The 17,753-nt window shown below is 64.8% G+C and carries 6 protein-coding genes; 2 read left to right on the forward strand and 4 right to left on the reverse strand.

Translation table 11 applies throughout. The features are described from left to right. Nucleotides 1–192 precede the first annotated feature (192 nt). The 3 genes from DDF78_RS09835 to DDF78_RS09845 form a co-directional block, all read right to left on the reverse strand. Entirely contained in the window at nt 193–9,657 is a 9,465-nt protein-coding gene (locus DDF78_RS09835; RefSeq protein ID WP_152581560.1) for a type I polyketide synthase, read from the reverse strand. Nucleotides 9,658–9,785: 128 nt separating this feature from the next. Further along, nucleotides 9,786–11,354, reverse strand: a complete 1,569-nt coding sequence (locus DDF78_RS09840) for an acyl-CoA carboxylase subunit beta (RefSeq protein ID WP_419465478.1) — start codon at nt 11,352–11,354, stop codon at nt 9,786–9,788. 35 nt (nt 11,355–11,389) lie between these two features. Continuing rightward, complete coding sequence (locus DDF78_RS09845; protein WP_152581562.1) at nt 11,390–13,279, reverse strand: ATP-binding protein; 1,890 nt, start codon at nt 13,277–13,279, stop codon at nt 11,390–11,392. A gap of 465 nt (nt 13,280–13,744) precedes the next feature. On the opposite strand from DDF78_RS09845, the gene DDF78_RS09850 reads away from it, so the two are divergent. Further along, nucleotides 13,745–14,326 carry a biotin transporter BioY gene (locus tag DDF78_RS09850; RefSeq protein WP_152581563.1) on the forward strand — a complete coding sequence of 194 codons (582 nt, stop codon included), beginning with the start codon at nt 13,745–13,747 and terminating at the stop codon, nt 14,324–14,326. 118 nt (nt 14,327–14,444) lie between these two features. Here DDF78_RS09850 and DDF78_RS09855 read toward each other — a convergent pair whose 3' ends face one another. Then, nucleotides 14,445–15,341, reverse strand: coding sequence for a biotin--[acetyl-CoA-carboxylase] ligase (locus tag DDF78_RS09855; protein ID WP_152581564.1), 897 nt, complete (start codon nt 15,339–15,341; stop codon nt 14,445–14,447). Between the two features lie 177 nt (nt 15,342–15,518). Between DDF78_RS09855 and DDF78_RS09860 the strand changes: the two genes are divergently transcribed. Further along, nucleotides 15,519–17,750: a DUF6020 family protein gene (locus DDF78_RS09860; protein ID WP_237564643.1), complete on the forward strand. Its 2,232-nt coding sequence runs from the start codon at nt 15,519–15,521 to the stop codon at nt 17,748–17,750. Nucleotides 17,751–17,753: the final 3 nt, after the last annotated feature.

The following is a 17,753-nucleotide window of genomic DNA, read 5'->3' on the forward strand; positions in this document are numbered from 1 at the left end:
GTTAAGCGGACAGCGCTGTGCGCTGTCCGTAGCCGACGCTGAGGCCCCGCTAAGGGGCCGAGGAAACAACGGAGTTCACCCTGAATCAGTTTCGTGAGCACGAACACAATAAGCGATTGCACGCCCACTACAAACGAAAGGGGCGGAGAGAATCAACATTCTCTCCGCCCCTAATCTACTCAGTCACACTGTTCACGCTTCGAAGTAACCGGAAGTGCCAAGCCGCGCATCAGCATTCAGCAGCATGGCCTTCTCAACCTCATGGGCATCGTAGCTGCGCGAATCCTCGTGGAAGCGGCGGTTATCGATCGGCTCGTAGAGCGCGGCGCGGCCCATCATGCCTTCTTCGAGGTGACGCTGGCCGGCGGCGAGGCGTTCGTTGGCGCGGTTGCGCCATACTTCGAGCGCTTCAGTACCGGCGGTGTTCGCCACGGCGGCCTCGAAGGCACCTGGGTTCACGATGGCCGTGAATCCGCTGACGTGGCCGAAGCCGAGCGAAGTAGCCAAGCCGGCCTTGACCTTGCCGACTTCAAGCGGCTGCTTGAGCCAGACCAGATGGTCGTCGCGCTTGAGCTTGGGGTCGACGCAGTCCAGCGAGGCATTCGCAGGGATGCGGCCGGAGGTGAACAGCTGCGTCAGGCCATTGACCTGGAAGATGCAAGCACCGCCCTTGGCATGGCCGGTGAGCGACTTCTGCGAGATCACGAACAGCGGGTTGCCTTCGCTACGCCCGATGGCGTGCGCGATGGTGTTGTGCAGCTCTGATTCGTTGGGGTCGTTGGCGTTCGTAGAGGTGTCGTGCTTGGAAACCACGGCGATGTCGTCCGGAGTCACGCCCAGCTTCGCCAGATCGTGCACGAGCTTGGAGTCCATGCCGCCCTGCGCCGCCGCGAGCGCGCCGAGGCCAGGGGCCGGAATCGAAGTGTGCGCGCCATCCGCATAGCTGTGGATGAAGCCGACCACGCCGGCGACCGGCAGACCGAGCTTCAGCGCGATATCGCCGCGCGTGAGCAGAATCGTGCCGCCGCCCTGGGATTCCAGGAAGCCGCCGCGACGACGGTCATTGGCCCGCGAGAAGAAGCGCGGCTCGATGCCCTTGTCATACATCTCCTGCGAGTTGGCGGTCGCGTTCATGTTGCCGAAGCCGATCACCGACTCCACGCCGATATCATCGATAGCGCCGGTGACCACGAAATCGGCCTTGCCGAGCGCAATTTTGTCAGCGCCTTCCTCAAGCGACACCGCGGCGGTGGCGCAGGCGGAAACCGGCTGGATCATATTGCCGTAGCCGCCGATATAGGACTGCATGACGTGGGCCGCAACCACATTCGGCAGCGCCTCCTGCAGGATGTCGGTCGGAATCTCGTGGTTGAGGAAGCGGTCGAGGTACAGCTTGCGCATCGAGTTCATGCCGCCGAATCCGGTGCCCTGCGTCGAAGCGACCATCGAGGGGTGAATCGACTGCAGTATCTCGACCGGGCTGAAGCCTGCGGACAGGTAGGCGTCGACCGTGGTGACGATGTTCCACAGCGCGATCTGGTCCACATCGCCCACCATCGAAGCGGGGATGCCCCACTTGAGCGGGTCGAAGCCCTTGGGGAACTGGCCGCCGACCGTGCGGCTCATCGTGGCGCGGCGCGGCACGCGGATCATCGAGCCGGCGTGGCGCGTCACCACCCATTCGCCGGATTCCTCATCCTGCGCGATGGTGGTATGCGCCTCGTCAAGCTTGACGTACTCATCGGCAACGTTTTTGGTCGGCACAGAGAATTCGACATCGTGGTCGAGGAAGACCTCGGCCTCCTCCTCATCGGCACCGTCCTTGTAGTCGCTGCCCATGCCTTCATCGAAGGGGCGAATGCCGGAGCGGGCCACGACCTCGTCATGGTAGCGCTCGGCGATATCCTCCTCGGGCACGAGGTTGCCGTCGACGTCGTACCAGCCCGGAGCCGGGCTGTCCTGCCAAGTGACCAAGCCCATGTTCCACGCCAGTTCGAGCACCGCGCCGGCCGACAGCTCGACCGAGCCATCGGGGCGAATGCCCATCTCGGCCTCGAAGCGCGTACGGCCGGAGCCCCAGGGGCCAAGCTCGCCGACCGAAACGATGACGATCTCATCCTCGGGCTTCGCGCTGACGCCCTGCCAGTCGGCCAGATCGACGGGTGCCTGATGGCGGATGTGCGGAGTGGGGAGGGCCTTGAGAGTGGCGGATGCAGAGCCGTTCTTGTTCTCGTTTTGGCCGTTTTGCGTGATTTCAGCGGCGACGGAAGATTCCTTCAAGGCATCCGTCTCAGCCTCTGAACGCAACGCCTTAATATCAATCGGCGTCGAGCCCAAACCGCCGGTCAGGTCGGCGTCAAGCGGCGCGATGACCGCCTGCTCACGGGCCTGTTTCGTGGCCATATCGAGCAGCTGCACCGCGATTTCCTCGGTCGAATAGGTGCGCAGACCGTGCTTTTCGACGACGGCGACCAGCGGATCGTTGCCGCCCATAAGCCCGGTGCCTCGCACCCAGCCGATCTTCGGATGGGCGAAGGTGACGCGGTCGGACCAGTCCTGCTCGGCATGCGCGCGGGTAACGATGGCATCGAAGGCGCTCTTGACCTCGCCGTACGCGCCGTCGCCGCCGAATACGCCACGGTTCGGCGAGCCAGGCAGCACCACATGCAGCTTGTGCTGCACGTCGGTGTCCGCGCCGATCGCGCTGAAACCGGCGATGGCACGCTCCACGCCCCACAGCATCAGGCGGGACTGCGATTCGAACAGCTCGCCCGAATCGGCCATGGTGCCGTGCACCGGAGGCGCGGCGAAGGGGAAGAACAGCGTCGGCTCGTACGCGGGTTTGAGAATCGTGGTGGTGGCACCGGTCGTCTTTTTGGACACCGAACCGACCCACTGCACGAGCGCATCGACGTCGCGGTAGCTCGACAGATTCGCGGGAACCAGCCAGAGCTTGGCGTTGCCGACCGCATGGTTGCGGTACGTGCGCTTGGCCCATTCCTTCGTCGCCGTGGTGAAGCTGTGCGAGGTCGCAATAACCGTCGCGCCGCCAGCCAGCAGGCCGTTGACGACCTGCGCGCCAATCGAATTCGCAGCGACGCCAGTGACGATGGCCACATCGTTGGCCAAGCGAGAAGACTGCGGATCTTCGGCGAGCGGTTCAAGCGCCTGCTCGGCGATACGCGCGAAGGTCGCGCTGAGTTCCTCATTGCCATCGGCCCGGGCCTTGCCGGCGAACCAGCGGGCCTGAGTGCTCACATCCTGGCCGGCGCCGATGAAGTTCAGCGTGGCGATTGACTCGTCATCTCCGCCATTTTTATTGCCATAGTACAGCCGCGCAAGATCCTCGCGGGCCGAAGCCCAGCGGTCATCCAGCAGCAGCGCACGACGCTCGTCGAAGCGCGGCTCGACCTGCTTGGGCCAGTCAGCCCCCAGCTCGGCTTCGACGGCGGCGACCACGGCGGCGTTCGCATCCTCGGAAGGTGCTACGGCCGGAGCAGCGACGCCAAGCTCGTTCAGCACGAACCGTGCCGTGGCGGCGAGCACGCCGTCAGAGCCGGTGACCTTTTGCGCGAAGGCGTCCAGCGCTGCGGAATCTACAACCGCACCGCCTGCGGCACCGCCCGCATTGGGCAGGCCGACCGTGATGCCCCGGGCTTGCGCCACATGCTGCACGGCGGCATCGATCAGCGCGTTCGCCGCGTTGGCGTTCGCCGCCGGATCAGTGCCCAAGGACGCGAGCTCGCCGCCACGGGCGGAAGCGCCTTCGCGGGTCTCCAGCACCAGTGCGGAGACGACATGCGAAGCCCAGCCAGCGCCGAGCTGCCACGTATCGGTCACGCGCTTCTCGATCTGCGTGAGTTTGACACCCGAAGCGCCGAAGAGACCGCGCACGCGGTCGCGCACGATATCGGAAAGCACCGGGCCGAAGGCCTTGTAGTTCGGCGCGACCTTGTTGACCAGGGCGCTCAGGGCCGGAATCGCAGCCTCGGCGGCACCGTCCACGCTCGCCACGCCAAGTTCGGAGCTGATATCCATGAGCAGCTGGTTGCGGCGGGACGAGACGCCATTGGTCAGTGTGTCGGTCGTGTCCACATCGCCGATCTGATCGGGGCGGACCTTGGCCGCGTACGCCAGCAGCGTGGCGATGGCGTCCGAAGCCTTGTACGCGATGTCAGCCGGGCGTTCGCCGGAGGTGGCGACCGGGACGGATGGTGCGGCTGGAGCATCGTTAGCCGCCGGAGCCGGAACTGCAGCAGGAATAGGAGCGGCGTCCGCCGCCGTTTCTGTTTTCCTCGCGCTCGATGCATCGCGCTCGGCGTCACCTACGGAGAGTCCACTGGACTCTCCGCTTACCGGCGCCGCCGGATCCGTATCCGTCATATACACGCGGCTCTCGTCGCGGCCGAGGTTGTACACGGTGACCTTGCGGCCGGAGAAGTCGGGCAGCCTGAGGGTCTTCGCACCCAGGTTCGCCAGCGTCGGGGCATTGCCCAAGCCCACTTCGACGTACTCTTCGACGCCAAGCCCGCCCTGCGACGGCTCGCCGAACATAAGCGCCTGCGTTTCGATCCAGCGCACCGGGGAGGCGAACTGCCACGAGAGCAGTTCGGTGAGCAGCAGCCGGCCGAGCTTCTGCTCGTCGGCGGCGTAGGAATCCCAGATGGCCGGGTCGTCCAGCGCCTCCTTGATGCGAGCGGAAGGCACCACTTCGAGGATCTTCGCGGCGAATTCGCGGGTCATCGCGAAGGGCGCGGCCACGAGGTTCGGGATATAGCGGCCGACCAGGCGATCGTAGTCGATGGTCTGCGGCAGCAGCTCGTCGAGCTTGTCGCGGAACTCCGGCACGCCCTTGCGCAGCAGCGTGGAGTGGAACGGCACGTCGATGCCCGGCACGAGCATGAACACCGGCTTGCCGCCAGCCTCCTTCGCGCGGCGGTTGCTGTCGGCCTTGAGATATTTGAGGCCCTTGATGGTGCCCGCGATGGCGTACTGCTGCCCGGCGAGGTTGTAGTTGACGATTTCGAGGAATTCGCCGCATTCGGCGGACACCTGCTCGACATAGGCCTTGATCTGATCGTCGCCCACACCGAACTGGTTTGGCCGCAGCGCGCCCATGCGATAGTTCGAACGGCCCTGCGCGTCGCGCTCGATGAGATGGTGCATCGTGGAGCCGCGGTGGAACACGAGTTCCAGCACGGTTTCCAGCGGAATGATGCCAGCGAAGGAGCTCAGCGCATTGTATTCGCCCAGCGAGTGGCCGGCGAAGTACGCGGGCCAGATATCCGAGCCAGACTCGCGCAAGCGGGACGTCTGCGCGAAGGCCACGGTGGCGAGCGCCACCTGAGTGAACTGGGTGAGATTGAGCAGGCCGTCAGGGTGGCGGTAGGTCACGCCGTTGGCGGTCAGCTCGGTCGGATTGTCGCGCACGACGGCGAGGATCGAGAATCCGAGACGCTCGCGGGTGAGCTTGTCGGCGCGCTCCCAGGTCTCACGCGCAGCGGCGGACTGGGCGCGCTCGCCCAGAACCATGCCCTGCTGCTGGATGCCCTGGCCGGGGTAGACGAAGGCGGATTTCGGCGCATGCGCGACGGCGGTGCCGCGCGAGACGATCTGGCCGTCGATGCGGCAGGTCACCTCAAGCACCAGTCCGCCATGGCGCAGCTTGCCCACGCGCTCCACGCTGATCTCCACGGCGTCGTCCAGCTGGACCATGCCGTACATGTTGTAGGTCCACCCGGCGATCTCGTAATGCACGCCCTTGTCGTCAGCGGCCTGCGCCACATGCTGGGCGGTGCCCGAAAGCCACATGCCGTGCACCAGCGGCGCCGTGAGGCCGGAGACCGCAGCCCCGCGATGCGAGGTGTGGATCGGGTTGAAGTCGCCGGAGGTGCGGGCGAAGGCCGTCATCTCGTGCGGCGCGGTCACGGTGACGCGGCGCAGCATGCGACGCGGGGTATTCATCACCAGGTCTTCGTTATCATCGTCATCGAAAGGCGTGCCTTTGCCGTTGGAGCTGCCTCGGAACGAGAGGTAGTCGCCGTATTCGGGAGCCTCGGGCGGCAGCGCCTGCGAGTAGGAGCGGCCGCGGATGGCGAAGCGCTCGACCTCGTGGGCCAGCACGGTGCCGTCAGGCGCGGTGTGGGTCACATGGATGATCACCACGCGCCCGGAGGCGGATTCGAGGTAGTCCTCGGCCCAGCTGGTCAGCGCGATGCGCTCGCCGGTGTGGGCCAGCAGCTCGACCTCGGTCACATCCAGCTCGATCAGGTGGTCCAGGTGAACCGCGTTGAGCAGTCCTTCGATCACCGGGAAGCCGTGGACGTACACCGACCCCAGCGCCGTGTAGATGGCCGGCCAAGCCGGGCCGACCAGCGCGTCGGGCACGATGCGCGAGGCCAGCAGCGAGCCGGGCAGGGTTCCTGCGGTCGCCGCCTCATGGTCGAAGCCGAGGTTGGGAGACAAGGTGTAGCCGGTATGCGCCAGCCCGAAGGGATAGGACGCTTTGTCGTCCACGATTTCGACGGTCGGCATGGCGGCGAGCTTGTCGCCGGTGATGGCGGTGTTGCCGATGCCAGCAGTGTCGGCGAGCATCGCGTAGACGTGCTGCGGCAGCCGCTCGCGATCCACGACCGGGAAGCGGCCGGGCTTGGCGGCGTCGACGGTCAGCGGGATCACGATGTCGCGCACGGCGTGCTTGGACGTGCCGCCGTCAGGATCGTTGTCCCAGAAGGTGTCGAGGTGAATGTCCAGATCGAAGAGCGCATTGCCGTCGCGGCTTCCCGTCGCGGTGATCTCGTAGTGCGGGTCGCCCAGCGCGGTGCCGAAGGCCGGGTTGGCCATGAGGTGGCCGACCCAGGAGATGTTCGGGCTGCGGCGGATGAATTCTTCGGCGCTCGCGGCGGCGCTCAGCTGCGCGAAGGCCTGCTCCGGCTCGGCAGCCGCCCCAGACTCGCTCGCCTCAAGAGCTCGCGTGCGTTCGATGGCGGCCTGCTCGAAGCGGGAGAGGATATCGCCCACCGGCTCGTCCACGCTCGTGATGCCGGCGACCGAAATCGGCCCCGGGATGGCGCGCACGGAATCGGCGGAATAGCGCGGATCCTCAGACTGCCACAGCTGATCCTGGCCCCACCAGCGCAGCAGATCGTTGTCGATGGCCGGCACGAAGGGCATGGGCTTGGGATACTCGCGTACCAGCGAAATGAACCAGGCCACATCGTTGGGGATCACCTTGATCTCCTTGGCCTGCGGGTAGGCCTCGACCAGCGTTGCGATGGCCGCGTACGGGTCGGATTCCACCGAAGCGCGAGAGGCGAAGAGCGAATCGAATTCGCCGGACTCCTGGTCGCGCACGCGGGCCTCGATGCGCTGCAGCAGGTGCAGGAAGCGGTCGGCGTACGTGTCGTCGGCCCACGGGAAGGAGAGCCGTGCGAAGCGCTCGGCCCACTGGGCGTAGGTCATCGCGTCCACATCGCCGAAGTACGGGCGGGAGGTGGTGTTGAGCGTTTCGATGATTTCGTCGCGGCGGGTGAGCAGTTCCTCCGGGTGCTTCATCACGCGCACGAGCAGCCGCCCGCAGCGCGAGGAGGAATTCTCAAGCTCGTAGATATCGGCATGCAAATGGCTCAGACCCGAAGAGACCCCGCCCACTGCCTTGCCGCTCGGCACCCACTTCTCGCCGATCGGCGCGAAGGGGTCCTCGTCGGCCGGCGCCTGCACGATGCCGGGGGTTTCGACCAGCAGCCGCTTGACTTCGGGGCTGGTGTAGGCCTCCTTGGCGGTCATCGCGGCGGTGCCGATCATCACGGCGTCCACCGGCATATCCGGCAGATCGTAAACCTGCGCCCACTGGCCGGAGATGTAGTCCGCGGCGCGATCGGGCGTGCCGATGCCGCCGCCGGCGACCAGCACGAGGTTGTCGCAGGCGCGCACGTCAGCATATGTGTTAATGAGCAGATCGTCCAGCGACTCCCACGAATGGTGCCCGCCCGCAGCGCCGCCTTCGACCTGCGCGATGATCTTCGTCGGCGCGACGGCCTTGGCAATGCGCACCACCTGGCGAATCTGGTCAACGGTGCCCGGCTTGAATGCCACATAGGGGAAGCCGTCGGCGTTCAGCGTGGCGACAAGCTCCTTGGCTTCGTCAAGCTCGGGGATACCTGCGGAGACAACCACGCCGTCGATCGGGGTTCCTGAGGCACGCTTCTTGGGCACGATGCGCTGGGTGCCAAACTGCAGGTTCCACAGGTAGCGGTCCATGAACATCGCGTTGAATTCGATGGTGGCGCCCTCGTCAAGCTCCTGCTCAAGCTTGGTCACATGGCGGTCGAAGACCTCGGCGGTCACCTGGCCGCCGCCAGCCAGCTCGGCCCAGTAGCCGGCGTTGGCCGCAGCCGCGACGATTTCAGGCTCCACGGTGGTGGGGGTCATGCCGGCGAGCAGCACCGGCGGCTTGCCGGTCAGCTCGCTGAACTTGGTGCGGATACGGTCGCCGGAGGGCGTGCGAACCGCCTTGGGAGCGAAGGCCGTCCAGTCCTGCGTGCGGCCCGGCTCGCCTTCCATAGTCGAAAGCGAGGCCCTGTCGGCTCCGCTGGCGGCTTCGACCACGCCGACGCCAGTGCCTTGCACCAGCGCGCCGACGAGCTTGCCGACGGTCGTGCCGGGACCGAGATCGACGATCCACAGCTTGGCTGGGTCAGTCGAGGCGAGCAGTTCGTGCACACGCGCGGCCCAATCCACATGGTTGACCAGCACCTCTTCGGCGAGCGCACGGGAGCGCGATTCGTCCAATCCGCTGGCCGCAGCCCAGGCCACGGTCTGCTCGACGGCCTGCGCCATAAGCGACGAGTGGAAGGGCACGGTGACATCAAGATATTCGAGCACCGGCGCGAACACCGAGCCGCCGCGCACCTTCTCCTCGCGCAGCTTGGCCTGATGCTTGTGTTCCTTCTCGGTTTCCACGGCGAAGGCGGCCAGATCCTCCGGGTAGCCGGAGAGCACATGCTGGTTCGCCGAGTTGGTGACGGCAATCGAAATTGGGCCGCGCGGCTTGTTCACACGGGAAATCAGCGTTTCGACCTGCAGCTGGGTCGCGCCGCGCACCGACAGCATCGGCGTTGCTTCGCCGCTTTTGGGGCGCAGCGCGAGCATGCGGGCCTGGCGCGTGCCGGCCACGCCAATCAGCTGCGCGATGGCGAGAATCTGGTCGATATCATCCTGCGCGGCCTCGATGGAGCCGGCATCCACGATGGCCTGCACCATGTGCTCGGCGATGACGCCCTGCGAATGGCCCAACACGGCGACCGGCTTGGCCGCAATCACGTCATAGCCCAGGCTTGCGGCGTCAATCAATGCGCCCAATTGCGTCAGCGCGATACCCGGCACGCTGGCCGCAGCATCGGCTCCCGCTCCGAGCGAGGCCGTGTTTGCCTCGAAACCGAAGAGATCGACCGGCCCGCCGGTTGTGGCGAGCAGCTCGGGGTTGACGCTCACCAGCAGCCGATTGGCCGCATCGGCGTGCGCGTGCAGCGTGGCGGCAAGCGTAGGGTCGTTGCTCTGGTCGGCGAGCGCCGCCGTCCAAGGGGTCGATTGGCCGCCGAAGGCGAGCGCATGCGGCTCGCTGGACAGGCGGTTGAGGAAGAACGTGGTGTCGGTCATGACATTCCTTAATGGTTGGTTCTGATGAGTTGCGTTACGTGGTTGCGTGGTTGCGATGGCTAGGTTTTCGGCAGTTACGTTTTCAGCGATGGCTGTGTTTTCAGCAGTTGCGCTATCGTGCGAGTCCGTCATAGCGGCTGGTTGCCGTGGTGCTTGCCGGTGCGGCTCACGCGCTTCTTGTTGGCCAGCAGCCGCAGCGATTCGGCGATGGCCTCGCGCGTCTGCTCCGGGTCGATCATCGCGTCGATCTGGCCGGTTTCCAGTGACAGATTCGCGTTGACCGTCGTGCTTTCGTATTCCTCGATGAGCTGCGAGCGCAGCGCGTCTACGTCCTGCCCGCGCTCCTTGGCCTTCTGCAAGTCCTTGCGGTGGATGATGTTGACGGCGCCCTGTGCGCCGAGCACGGCTATCTGGCTGGTGGGCCAGGCGTAGTTCACGTCCGCGCCGATGGCTTTGGAGCCCATGACGATGTACGCGCCGCCGAAGGCCTTGCGCAGGATAACCGTAATAAGCGGCACTTGGGCGTTGGCGTACGCATAGATGACCTTGGCGCCGCGCCGGATGATGCCCGCATGCTCCTGGTCGGAGCCGGGCTTGTAGCCGGGCGTGTCCACCAGCGTGATCACCGGCAGATTGAAGGCGTCGCACAGACGCACGAATCGCGCGATCTTCTCGGAGGATTCGACGTCGAGGATGCCGGCCAGCACATTGGGCTGGTTCGCCACGACGCCGACCGGGCGGCCTTCTATGCAGGCGAAGCCGACTACGGCGCAGGGCGAATAGAGCTCCTGCACCTGCACGAATTCGCCGTAGTCCACGATGCAGCGGATCACTTCGAGCACATCGTAGGGCTGGCGGTCATTGTCGGGAATGATGGTGCCCAGGCGCTGCGCGGTGTCGCGGTCCGACCGGGTGGCGGAGTAGGCGAAGCGCGGCGCAGGGCTTTGCGAGCTGGACGGCAGGTAGGCCAGCACGGTTCTCGTGTAGTCGATGGCATCGGCCTCATCCTCGCCGAGGTAATGCGCCACGCCGGAGGTCGCGTTGTGCACGTAGCCGCCGCCGAGCGCCTCCATGCTGATCGCCTCGCCGGTCGCCGCCTTGACGACGTCGGGGCCGGTGACAAACATATTCGAATTCTCGCGCGTCATGATGATGAAGTCGGTGAGCGCCGGGCAATACACCGCACCGCCCGCGCACGGCCCCAGAATCACCGAGATCTGCGGAATGAAGCCGCTGGCCTCGCAGGTCTTCTGGAAGATTCTGCCGTACTGGGTCAGCGCGGCGACGCCTTCCTGGATGCGCGCGCCGCCGGAGTCGATAAGCGCCACGACCGGCACCTTAATCGACATCGCCATATCCATAAGATGGCAGATCTTCTCGCCTTCCGCCTGGCCAAGCGTGCCGCCCTTGACCGAGAAATCCTGCGCGTAGACAGCCACTTTGCGGCCGTAGACCTCGCCGAAGCCCGTGATGACGGCGCATCCGGCGCGGTCGCCATTGATGTCGCCGCCCGAGAATCGGCCGATCTCCTGGAAGGAGCCGGTGTCGAAGAGCAGATCGAGGCGTTCGCGGGCCGTGCGCTTGCCCTTGCCATGCTGGCGGGTGCGGGCGGCGTTCTCGGCGTCACGCGCGAGCTGCGCGGCGTGGGCGATGGCCGGGCGGATGGGCTGCGACTCGATGGGCGCGCAGCTCTCCATAGCCTTCTTGACGTCCGGGGCGTTCATGATATCAGTCATTGCTTGCCTCCTTCGCTCGCGGCGGTGCTGCTGCCAGCCTTGCCGCTACCGTCAGTGCCGCCATCCCCGTCCACATCGAGCGTGATGAGGGTGTCCCCCGCCTCCACGCCTGATGACGGCCCGACGAATATCTTGGTGACGGTGCCGGCGTCGGGCGCGTAGACGTAGTTCTCCATCTTCATGGATTCGAGCACGATGAGCAGATCGCCTTTGGCCACGCTCTGGCCTTCGGCGACGTTCACGCGGGTGATGACCGCCTGCATCGGGGAGATGATGACGCCGGGCTTCTGATCGGCGGCCTTGCCGCTTTCCACAACGTGCAATCCCTGACCGCGCAACGGCTGGGAAGCTCGCTTGGCACCGCGGGCGCGCGCTGCGCCGGTGAATGCGTTGACGATATCCACCGGGACCTTGAGCGTCACCCGCTTGTCGTTCATCTCGATGGTGAAGGATTCGGTCGCCACGCTCTGCGGCTGCTCGTCTTCGCCGCTCCCGCTCAAGGACGCCGGCTGGCCGCTCGCAAGCGTGGACGGCTCGCGGTTGAGATACTCGCGTTCCAGCCATTTGGTCGACACGTCGAAATCGTGCCCTTCGGCGGTGAACACCGGATCGTTGAAAATCTGCTCGTATAGGCTCGCCGGAGTCGGCACGCCTTCGATTCTCAGCTCGGCCAAGGCGCGACGGGCGCGCGCGACGGCGGAAAGGCGGTCCTGCGCGGTGACGACGAGCTTGCCCATCATCGAATCGAACTTCGGCGAGACCGTGTCGCCCTCCTCGACGCCCGAATCAACGCGGATGCCCGGGCCGGAAGGCCAGCGGATTGCACTGAGCGTACCCGAGCTCGGGGTGAGGTTCGTTGCCGGATCCTCGCAGGTGATGCGCAGCTCGAAGCTGTGGCCGCGCGTTTCCTTGACTTCATGGAGTTCGCCGCCGTTGGCGATGGTGATCTGCTCGCGCACCAAATCCAGCCCGCACACCTCTTCGCTGACCGTGTGCTCGACCTGCAGGCGCGGGTTGACTTCCAGGAAGTAGACCTTGTGCTGGCCGGTGACCATGAACTCGCAGGTGCCCAGGCCCTGGTAGTCGACGGATTCGAAGAGATTGCGCGAGTAGCGATGCAGCTGCTCGTTCGCGTCTTCGGACAGGAACGGCGCCGGAGCCTCTTCGATGAGCTTCTGGTTGCGTCGTTGCACGGAGCAGTCGCGGGTGGAGTACACGGTGAAGTTGCCGTGGCTGTCGCGCCCGCACTGGGTTTCTACGTGGCGCGCCTTGTCGATGAAGCGCTCGACGAAGTACTCGTTCAGGTCCCCGCCCTGCAGCGAGTCATGGCTCATATAGAAGCTGCGCAGCTCGTCGTCGTCATGCACCAGCACGATGCCGCGCCCGCCGCCGCCGTCCGTGCGCTTCATCATCAGCGGGTAGCCGTGCGTGTGCGCGAATTCGAGCAGCGTTCGGATGTCGCTCACCGGGTCGGAGATGCCTGGGACTGGCGGCACCTTGGCGCGCTTGGCGACGCGCCGGGCGGTGATCTTGTCGCCCAAATCGGTCAGCGCCTCAGGCGACGGCCCGATCCAGATGGCACCGGCGTCAATCACTTTCTGGGCGAAGGAAGCCACTTCGGAGAGGAAGCCGTAGCCAGGGTGGACGGCATCCGCGCCGCTGCGACGCAGTACGTCAATCATCAGCTCTTCGTTGAGATAGGTGTCGCGATACGTGTCGCCGGGAAGCAGATACGCCTCGTCGGCCATCTCGACGTACTGCGCGTTGCGGTCCTGCTCGGCATAGACGGCCACGGTGGAAATGCCCATTTCGCGCGCGGTGCGCACGACTCTCAGAGCGATTTCACCACGATTGGCCACCAGTATTGTGTTGACGTTTTTGACCATATATTCTAACGTAACCCGGCTATGCTGCCTCACGTCAGCGGCAAAGCTACAAAACGGCGCGAGCGTCTTTGTGGAATCATACAAACGGCTGGGGCAGCGACGCGCCTGCGAGGCCACGGTTATGAGGTCATACCTATGCTGGCATAGGGGCTCACAGCGACGTAACACTGGTGCCATAGCTTGGTATCGCAACGATATCCATACCCCGCTGCGGTATCAGCCACAGACCTGGCGTCCGCGCATTCGCACAAAAGGAGCGACCGACTTTTGTAGCTTGCGCCCAAGGACAGTCGCCGTCGAACTGGCTACGCTGGGCGACTGGTGCCGGGAGGCAATTGACGCTTCCGGTATCGACAGTGCAGCACGTAATCAGTGCGGCACATCAGTGCAATATGACATCAGTGCAATATGACAGTGCAACCCATTGTCCTGCTTCACACGCGGGCAAGAGATCCAGGAGGACCCATGCAAGCACGAAACACCATCGCATTATCATCATCCCGCCGGTTCGGGTATTCCCTGCTGAAATCCGGCATGTTCGCCCTGCTGCTGTGGGCCGCATCCGCCGCTGGCGCGATTCCGATTCCCGGCACGCCTGTGCCGATCACGCTGCAGACCTTCGTCGTGATGCTGGCCGCGCTGACCCTAAACTGGAAAGAGGCGGCAGGAGCAGTGAGCGCGTATCTCGTGGCAGGTGCCTTGGGCGCTCCGGTCTTCGCCGGCGGCACTTCGACTATGGCTCTGGTCGGCCCCAGCGCCGGCTTCCTCATTGGATTCCTGCCCGGCGTAGTCATCGCGGCGCTGCTCAAGGGCAAGGCCGACACCAACGGATTCGCTGGCTATGCGCGCACTGCGGCGCGCTACATGCTGGCGCTGATCGTCGGCTGCATCGTCGTGGTGTACGCCTTCGGCTTCCTCATCCAGTCGGCGGTGACCGGCGTGCCGCTGGGCGTCGTGGCCATGGCTTCCATGGGCTTCGTGCTCGGCGACCTCATCAAGGCGCTCGTCGCCTCGCTGGCCGTCTCCGGCCTAGCCAAGCTGTTCTGATTGGATTCACATATCGGCGTGAACCTACCGTACATAATGTAACGTTTTGAAGGTCAAATGCGTAGCCTTTTGTACGCTAGCTTCGAGTTAGCGTACAAAAGGCTACGCATACGTATGCTTAGGCGCTTAATACACCCACGTCGCCGGTGCGGACGATGTGCACCTCCCCGGCGTCATCGCGGACGCTGAGCGAGGCATCTGGGTTCAGGGCGATAGCCGTGCCGGAGACGACGCCGCCGGCGGCGAGTCGCGCCCTGACTTGCTTGCCCAGCGTCCAGCATTCCGCGCGCATCTCTTCGAGCAGCGCCGCGCATTGCGTCGGCGTATCGTCAACCAACAGCTGCAGGCGCGCGCGCAGCGAGCGCACGATTCCTGCGGCAATCAGGTCGCGCATAATCGGCGCGTCAGACAGGCCTTTGCGATGCATCTGCAACGAGGTCGAATCGGTTGTGGGCAGGCGCTCGGCCCGCACGGCGAGGTTGAGGCCGATGCCGAATATCACGCCGATATAATCGCGAGCGTCCGCGCTGCCATCCTGCGGCAGCGGCACGAGTTCGCATAGGATTCCGCCGAGTTTCAGACCGTGGCAGAACACGTCATTGGGCCATTTGAGCGAAAACTGGCAATCAGGCTGGATACTTTGGGAGCCGACCTCTTCGAGAGCACTGCGCAGCGCGTCAAGGCTGGCCAGCCCGGCGGTCATCTGAATCCAGCCGTTCACGCTCCCATCAGTTGCGAGCGCGCGCGGCAGCGCCGTGGCGAAGGACACGGTGAAGGACTCTCCGGGGACATTCATCCACTCGCGGCCCAAGCGCCCGTGGCCGTTGGTCTGCATATCCGCGGCGACCGCCATGATTGTGATGCGCCCGTCGCGCCTAAGCATGAGCTGCCCTTCGTCGATCAGGTGCCGGGCTACGGAATTCGTGGAATCCACCGTCGCGCGCGTGACGAGAAGATCGGCAGCTTCGGCGGTCTTCGGCATCTGCGGCGTTGCGGCTTGCAATAAGGTCATCATAGTTCAACAATAATGCGTAAATCCGCGCCATGCGCAGGAAGGCACGCGAATCATAGGGAATTATCACTGGCGGCGTAGCCAACTCGGCGCGGACCAGCACCCCTGACACATCGCGAAGCATCGCGCAGCGTCGTTCGGACGGCCCGCCGTTCGCAAGCCCACGGTAGAATCCATCACATGACCGATGCTTCATCAACCCGGCTGCACGCCCATGAGCCACAGCACGGGATACCCGTCGCATCGTCGCCTCGTACCCACGGCAATCGGAGAACCGGTGCCGCGCCCCGCGCCCGCAGCTTGCGCATAGCCGCCGCAGCGCGCTGGGCCTTGGCCATCGCCGCGTGCCTGTGGCTGAGCCTGTGCACGGCAATCGGCCCGCTGTACTGGTTCGACGGGGATGGCCTCGCACAATTTTCCTGGATTAACGCCGTGTTCGGTGTGCTTTCCTTTGCGATATATGGCACGCTGATCGTCATGCTCGTGCGGTTCGGCAATGGCGAGTCATTGCGCGGTATGCTGCCCGACAAGCTGCGACGGGCATCGCACAAGACGCTGTCAATCCGATTCTCCCGACCACGCTGGGTGGCCCGCGCCGCACATTCCACGCCGAGCCGAATCGCCGCCCGCGCGATGCACGCCGCAGCCCGGCTGTTGGTCAAAGCCACGGACCGGTGGTGGAAAATCGCGCTGATTCTGCTCATCGGCTGGCTATGGGTGCCGGTGACGCTGCTCTCCGCGTTCGGCGCGGACATCCGCTCGCAGATCCGCGAATTCAGCTGGGCCTACAACCAGTGGACCGGTCTGGATCAGCCTTACATCGGCTTCTTCTCCTTCGTGCCGATGGACATCTATCCGACCGCGCATTACCTGTGGCCCATGCACCCCACCTACCTGACCGATCAGCACAACATCGTGCTCACGGTGTTCTACGGGGGCACGACGGCCATCTCACGCGCACTCACCGGCTCCAACGACTGGGGTCTGGTGGCCCTGTCCGCCGTGCAGCTCCTGTTCGCGGCATTCTGCTGCACGTCCGCGCTGGACCGCTTCCTCAACCTGCCTTGGCTGCGGGATAGTGCCCGGATACCTGCACTCGTCACATCACTGCCAGAGCGTTTCCGCCCGCGCGATTTCGCCCATCCCGAATACGGGATGGAGGCTGCCAAGCACTCCGCGCATTCGATTACGTCTGTGCCTATACCTACGCCTGCACGTGCGGGTGCAGGCGTGCGGACGGCGATGCTGCTGTTCTTCCTGTGCTGCCCGCTGGTGCTGTTCTCTACGATATCGCTGACCAAATCGCCAGTGTTCGCCTTCGCCTTCGTCTGGTGGTTCGGCGCGGGGTACGAGCTGCATATGACCTCGGAGCATACGGCGCAACGCCACGGGCAAGGCGCGGCACGCCCGCGCAACTGCACACTGGTCGCGTTTGCGGTTTCCTCGATTATCATGCTTATTTCGGCCAAATACGCCTGGTACATACTGGTGCTCGAAATCGTGCTGCTGCTCATCGCCGACCGCAAGCGGTGGAAGACGTATGCCGTCGCGCTTATCCTGCCGGTGCTGCTGGTGCACGGCGCGCTGACCTTCCTGACGTCCAGCGGCGCGGTCATTCCCGGCGATCCGATCGAATCGCGCGGCGTCCAATTGCAGCAGATCGCGCGGGTCGCCAAGCTCGACCCCGGCTCGATTCCCCAGCAGGCGCGAGACGAGCTGGCCCCGGTCTTCAATCTCGATCAGATGGCCGCCGCCTATACCCCGTATGACACGGATCCGGTGAAATCCTCGGGCATCCAGTCGAAGAAGGTCAGCTACCGCTGGCGCACCGTCACCGAGACGGATATGACGAACTTCAATCGGGCCTGGCTGCGCATCGTCGCGGCGAATCCGCGCGTCACGCTCGATGCCTTCCTCGCGAAATGCTACGGCTATTTCGATGTGGCCGATCGGCCGTACGTTGCGATGGACTACTACGTCACCAGCAGCTACGTGATGCAATGGTCGACCTGGATACGCTACTGGCAGCCCGGATGGCGGCAGGCGGTGGTGCATAATGCCCGGAGTTGGAGCGATATGCCCGTGCTGGGATGGGTCACGCATGGCAATCTCTATGTGGTGCTGACACTGCTGATCGGCGCGGCCGAAGTGGTGCTGCGCCGGTGGCGCACGCTGGTATGGCATATGCCGCTGCTGCTGCTCATGGGAGTGCTGATTGACGCCCCCGCCAACAATTTTGAGCGCCATATGCTTCCTCTTGCCTTCGTGTTCGGCTTTCTCGCGCTGACCTTCTGGCGCGAGTCGCAAGCGGGGTCTCGGACAGGGTCCCAGGAGCAGGCGCAGCATGGCCGCGAGGTGCCGGATGCTGACGAATTCGGACCGCGCCTATCCCCTGCTAGTACGGTCGACTAAGCT

The organism is Bifidobacterium tibiigranuli (genome assembly GCF_009371885.1).
Classification (GTDB): Bacteria; Actinomycetota; Actinomycetes; order Actinomycetales; family Bifidobacteriaceae; genus Bifidobacterium; species Bifidobacterium tibiigranuli.

Coding starts and splice junctions, on each gene's coding strand:
- DDF78_RS09835 (WP_152581560.1), bottom strand. CDS start 9,657: ATGACCGACACCACGTTCTTCCTCAACCGCCTGTCCAGCGAGCCGCAT.
- DDF78_RS09860 (WP_237564643.1), top strand. CDS start 15,519: ATGACCGATGCTTCATCAACCCGGCTGCACGCCCATGAGCCACAGCAC.
- DDF78_RS09850 (WP_152581563.1), top strand. CDS start 13,745: ATGCAAGCACGAAACACCATCGCATTATCATCATCCCGCCGGTTCGGG.
- DDF78_RS09855 (WP_152581564.1), bottom strand. CDS start 15,341: ATGATGACCTTATTGCAAGCCGCAACGCCGCAGATGCCGAAGACCGCC.
- DDF78_RS09840 (WP_419465478.1), bottom strand. CDS start 11,354: ATGGAGAGCTGCGCGCCCATCGAGTCGCAGCCCATCCGCCCGGCCATC.
- DDF78_RS09845 (WP_152581562.1), bottom strand. CDS start 13,279: ATGGTCAAAAACGTCAACACAATACTGGTGGCCAATCGTGGTGAAATC.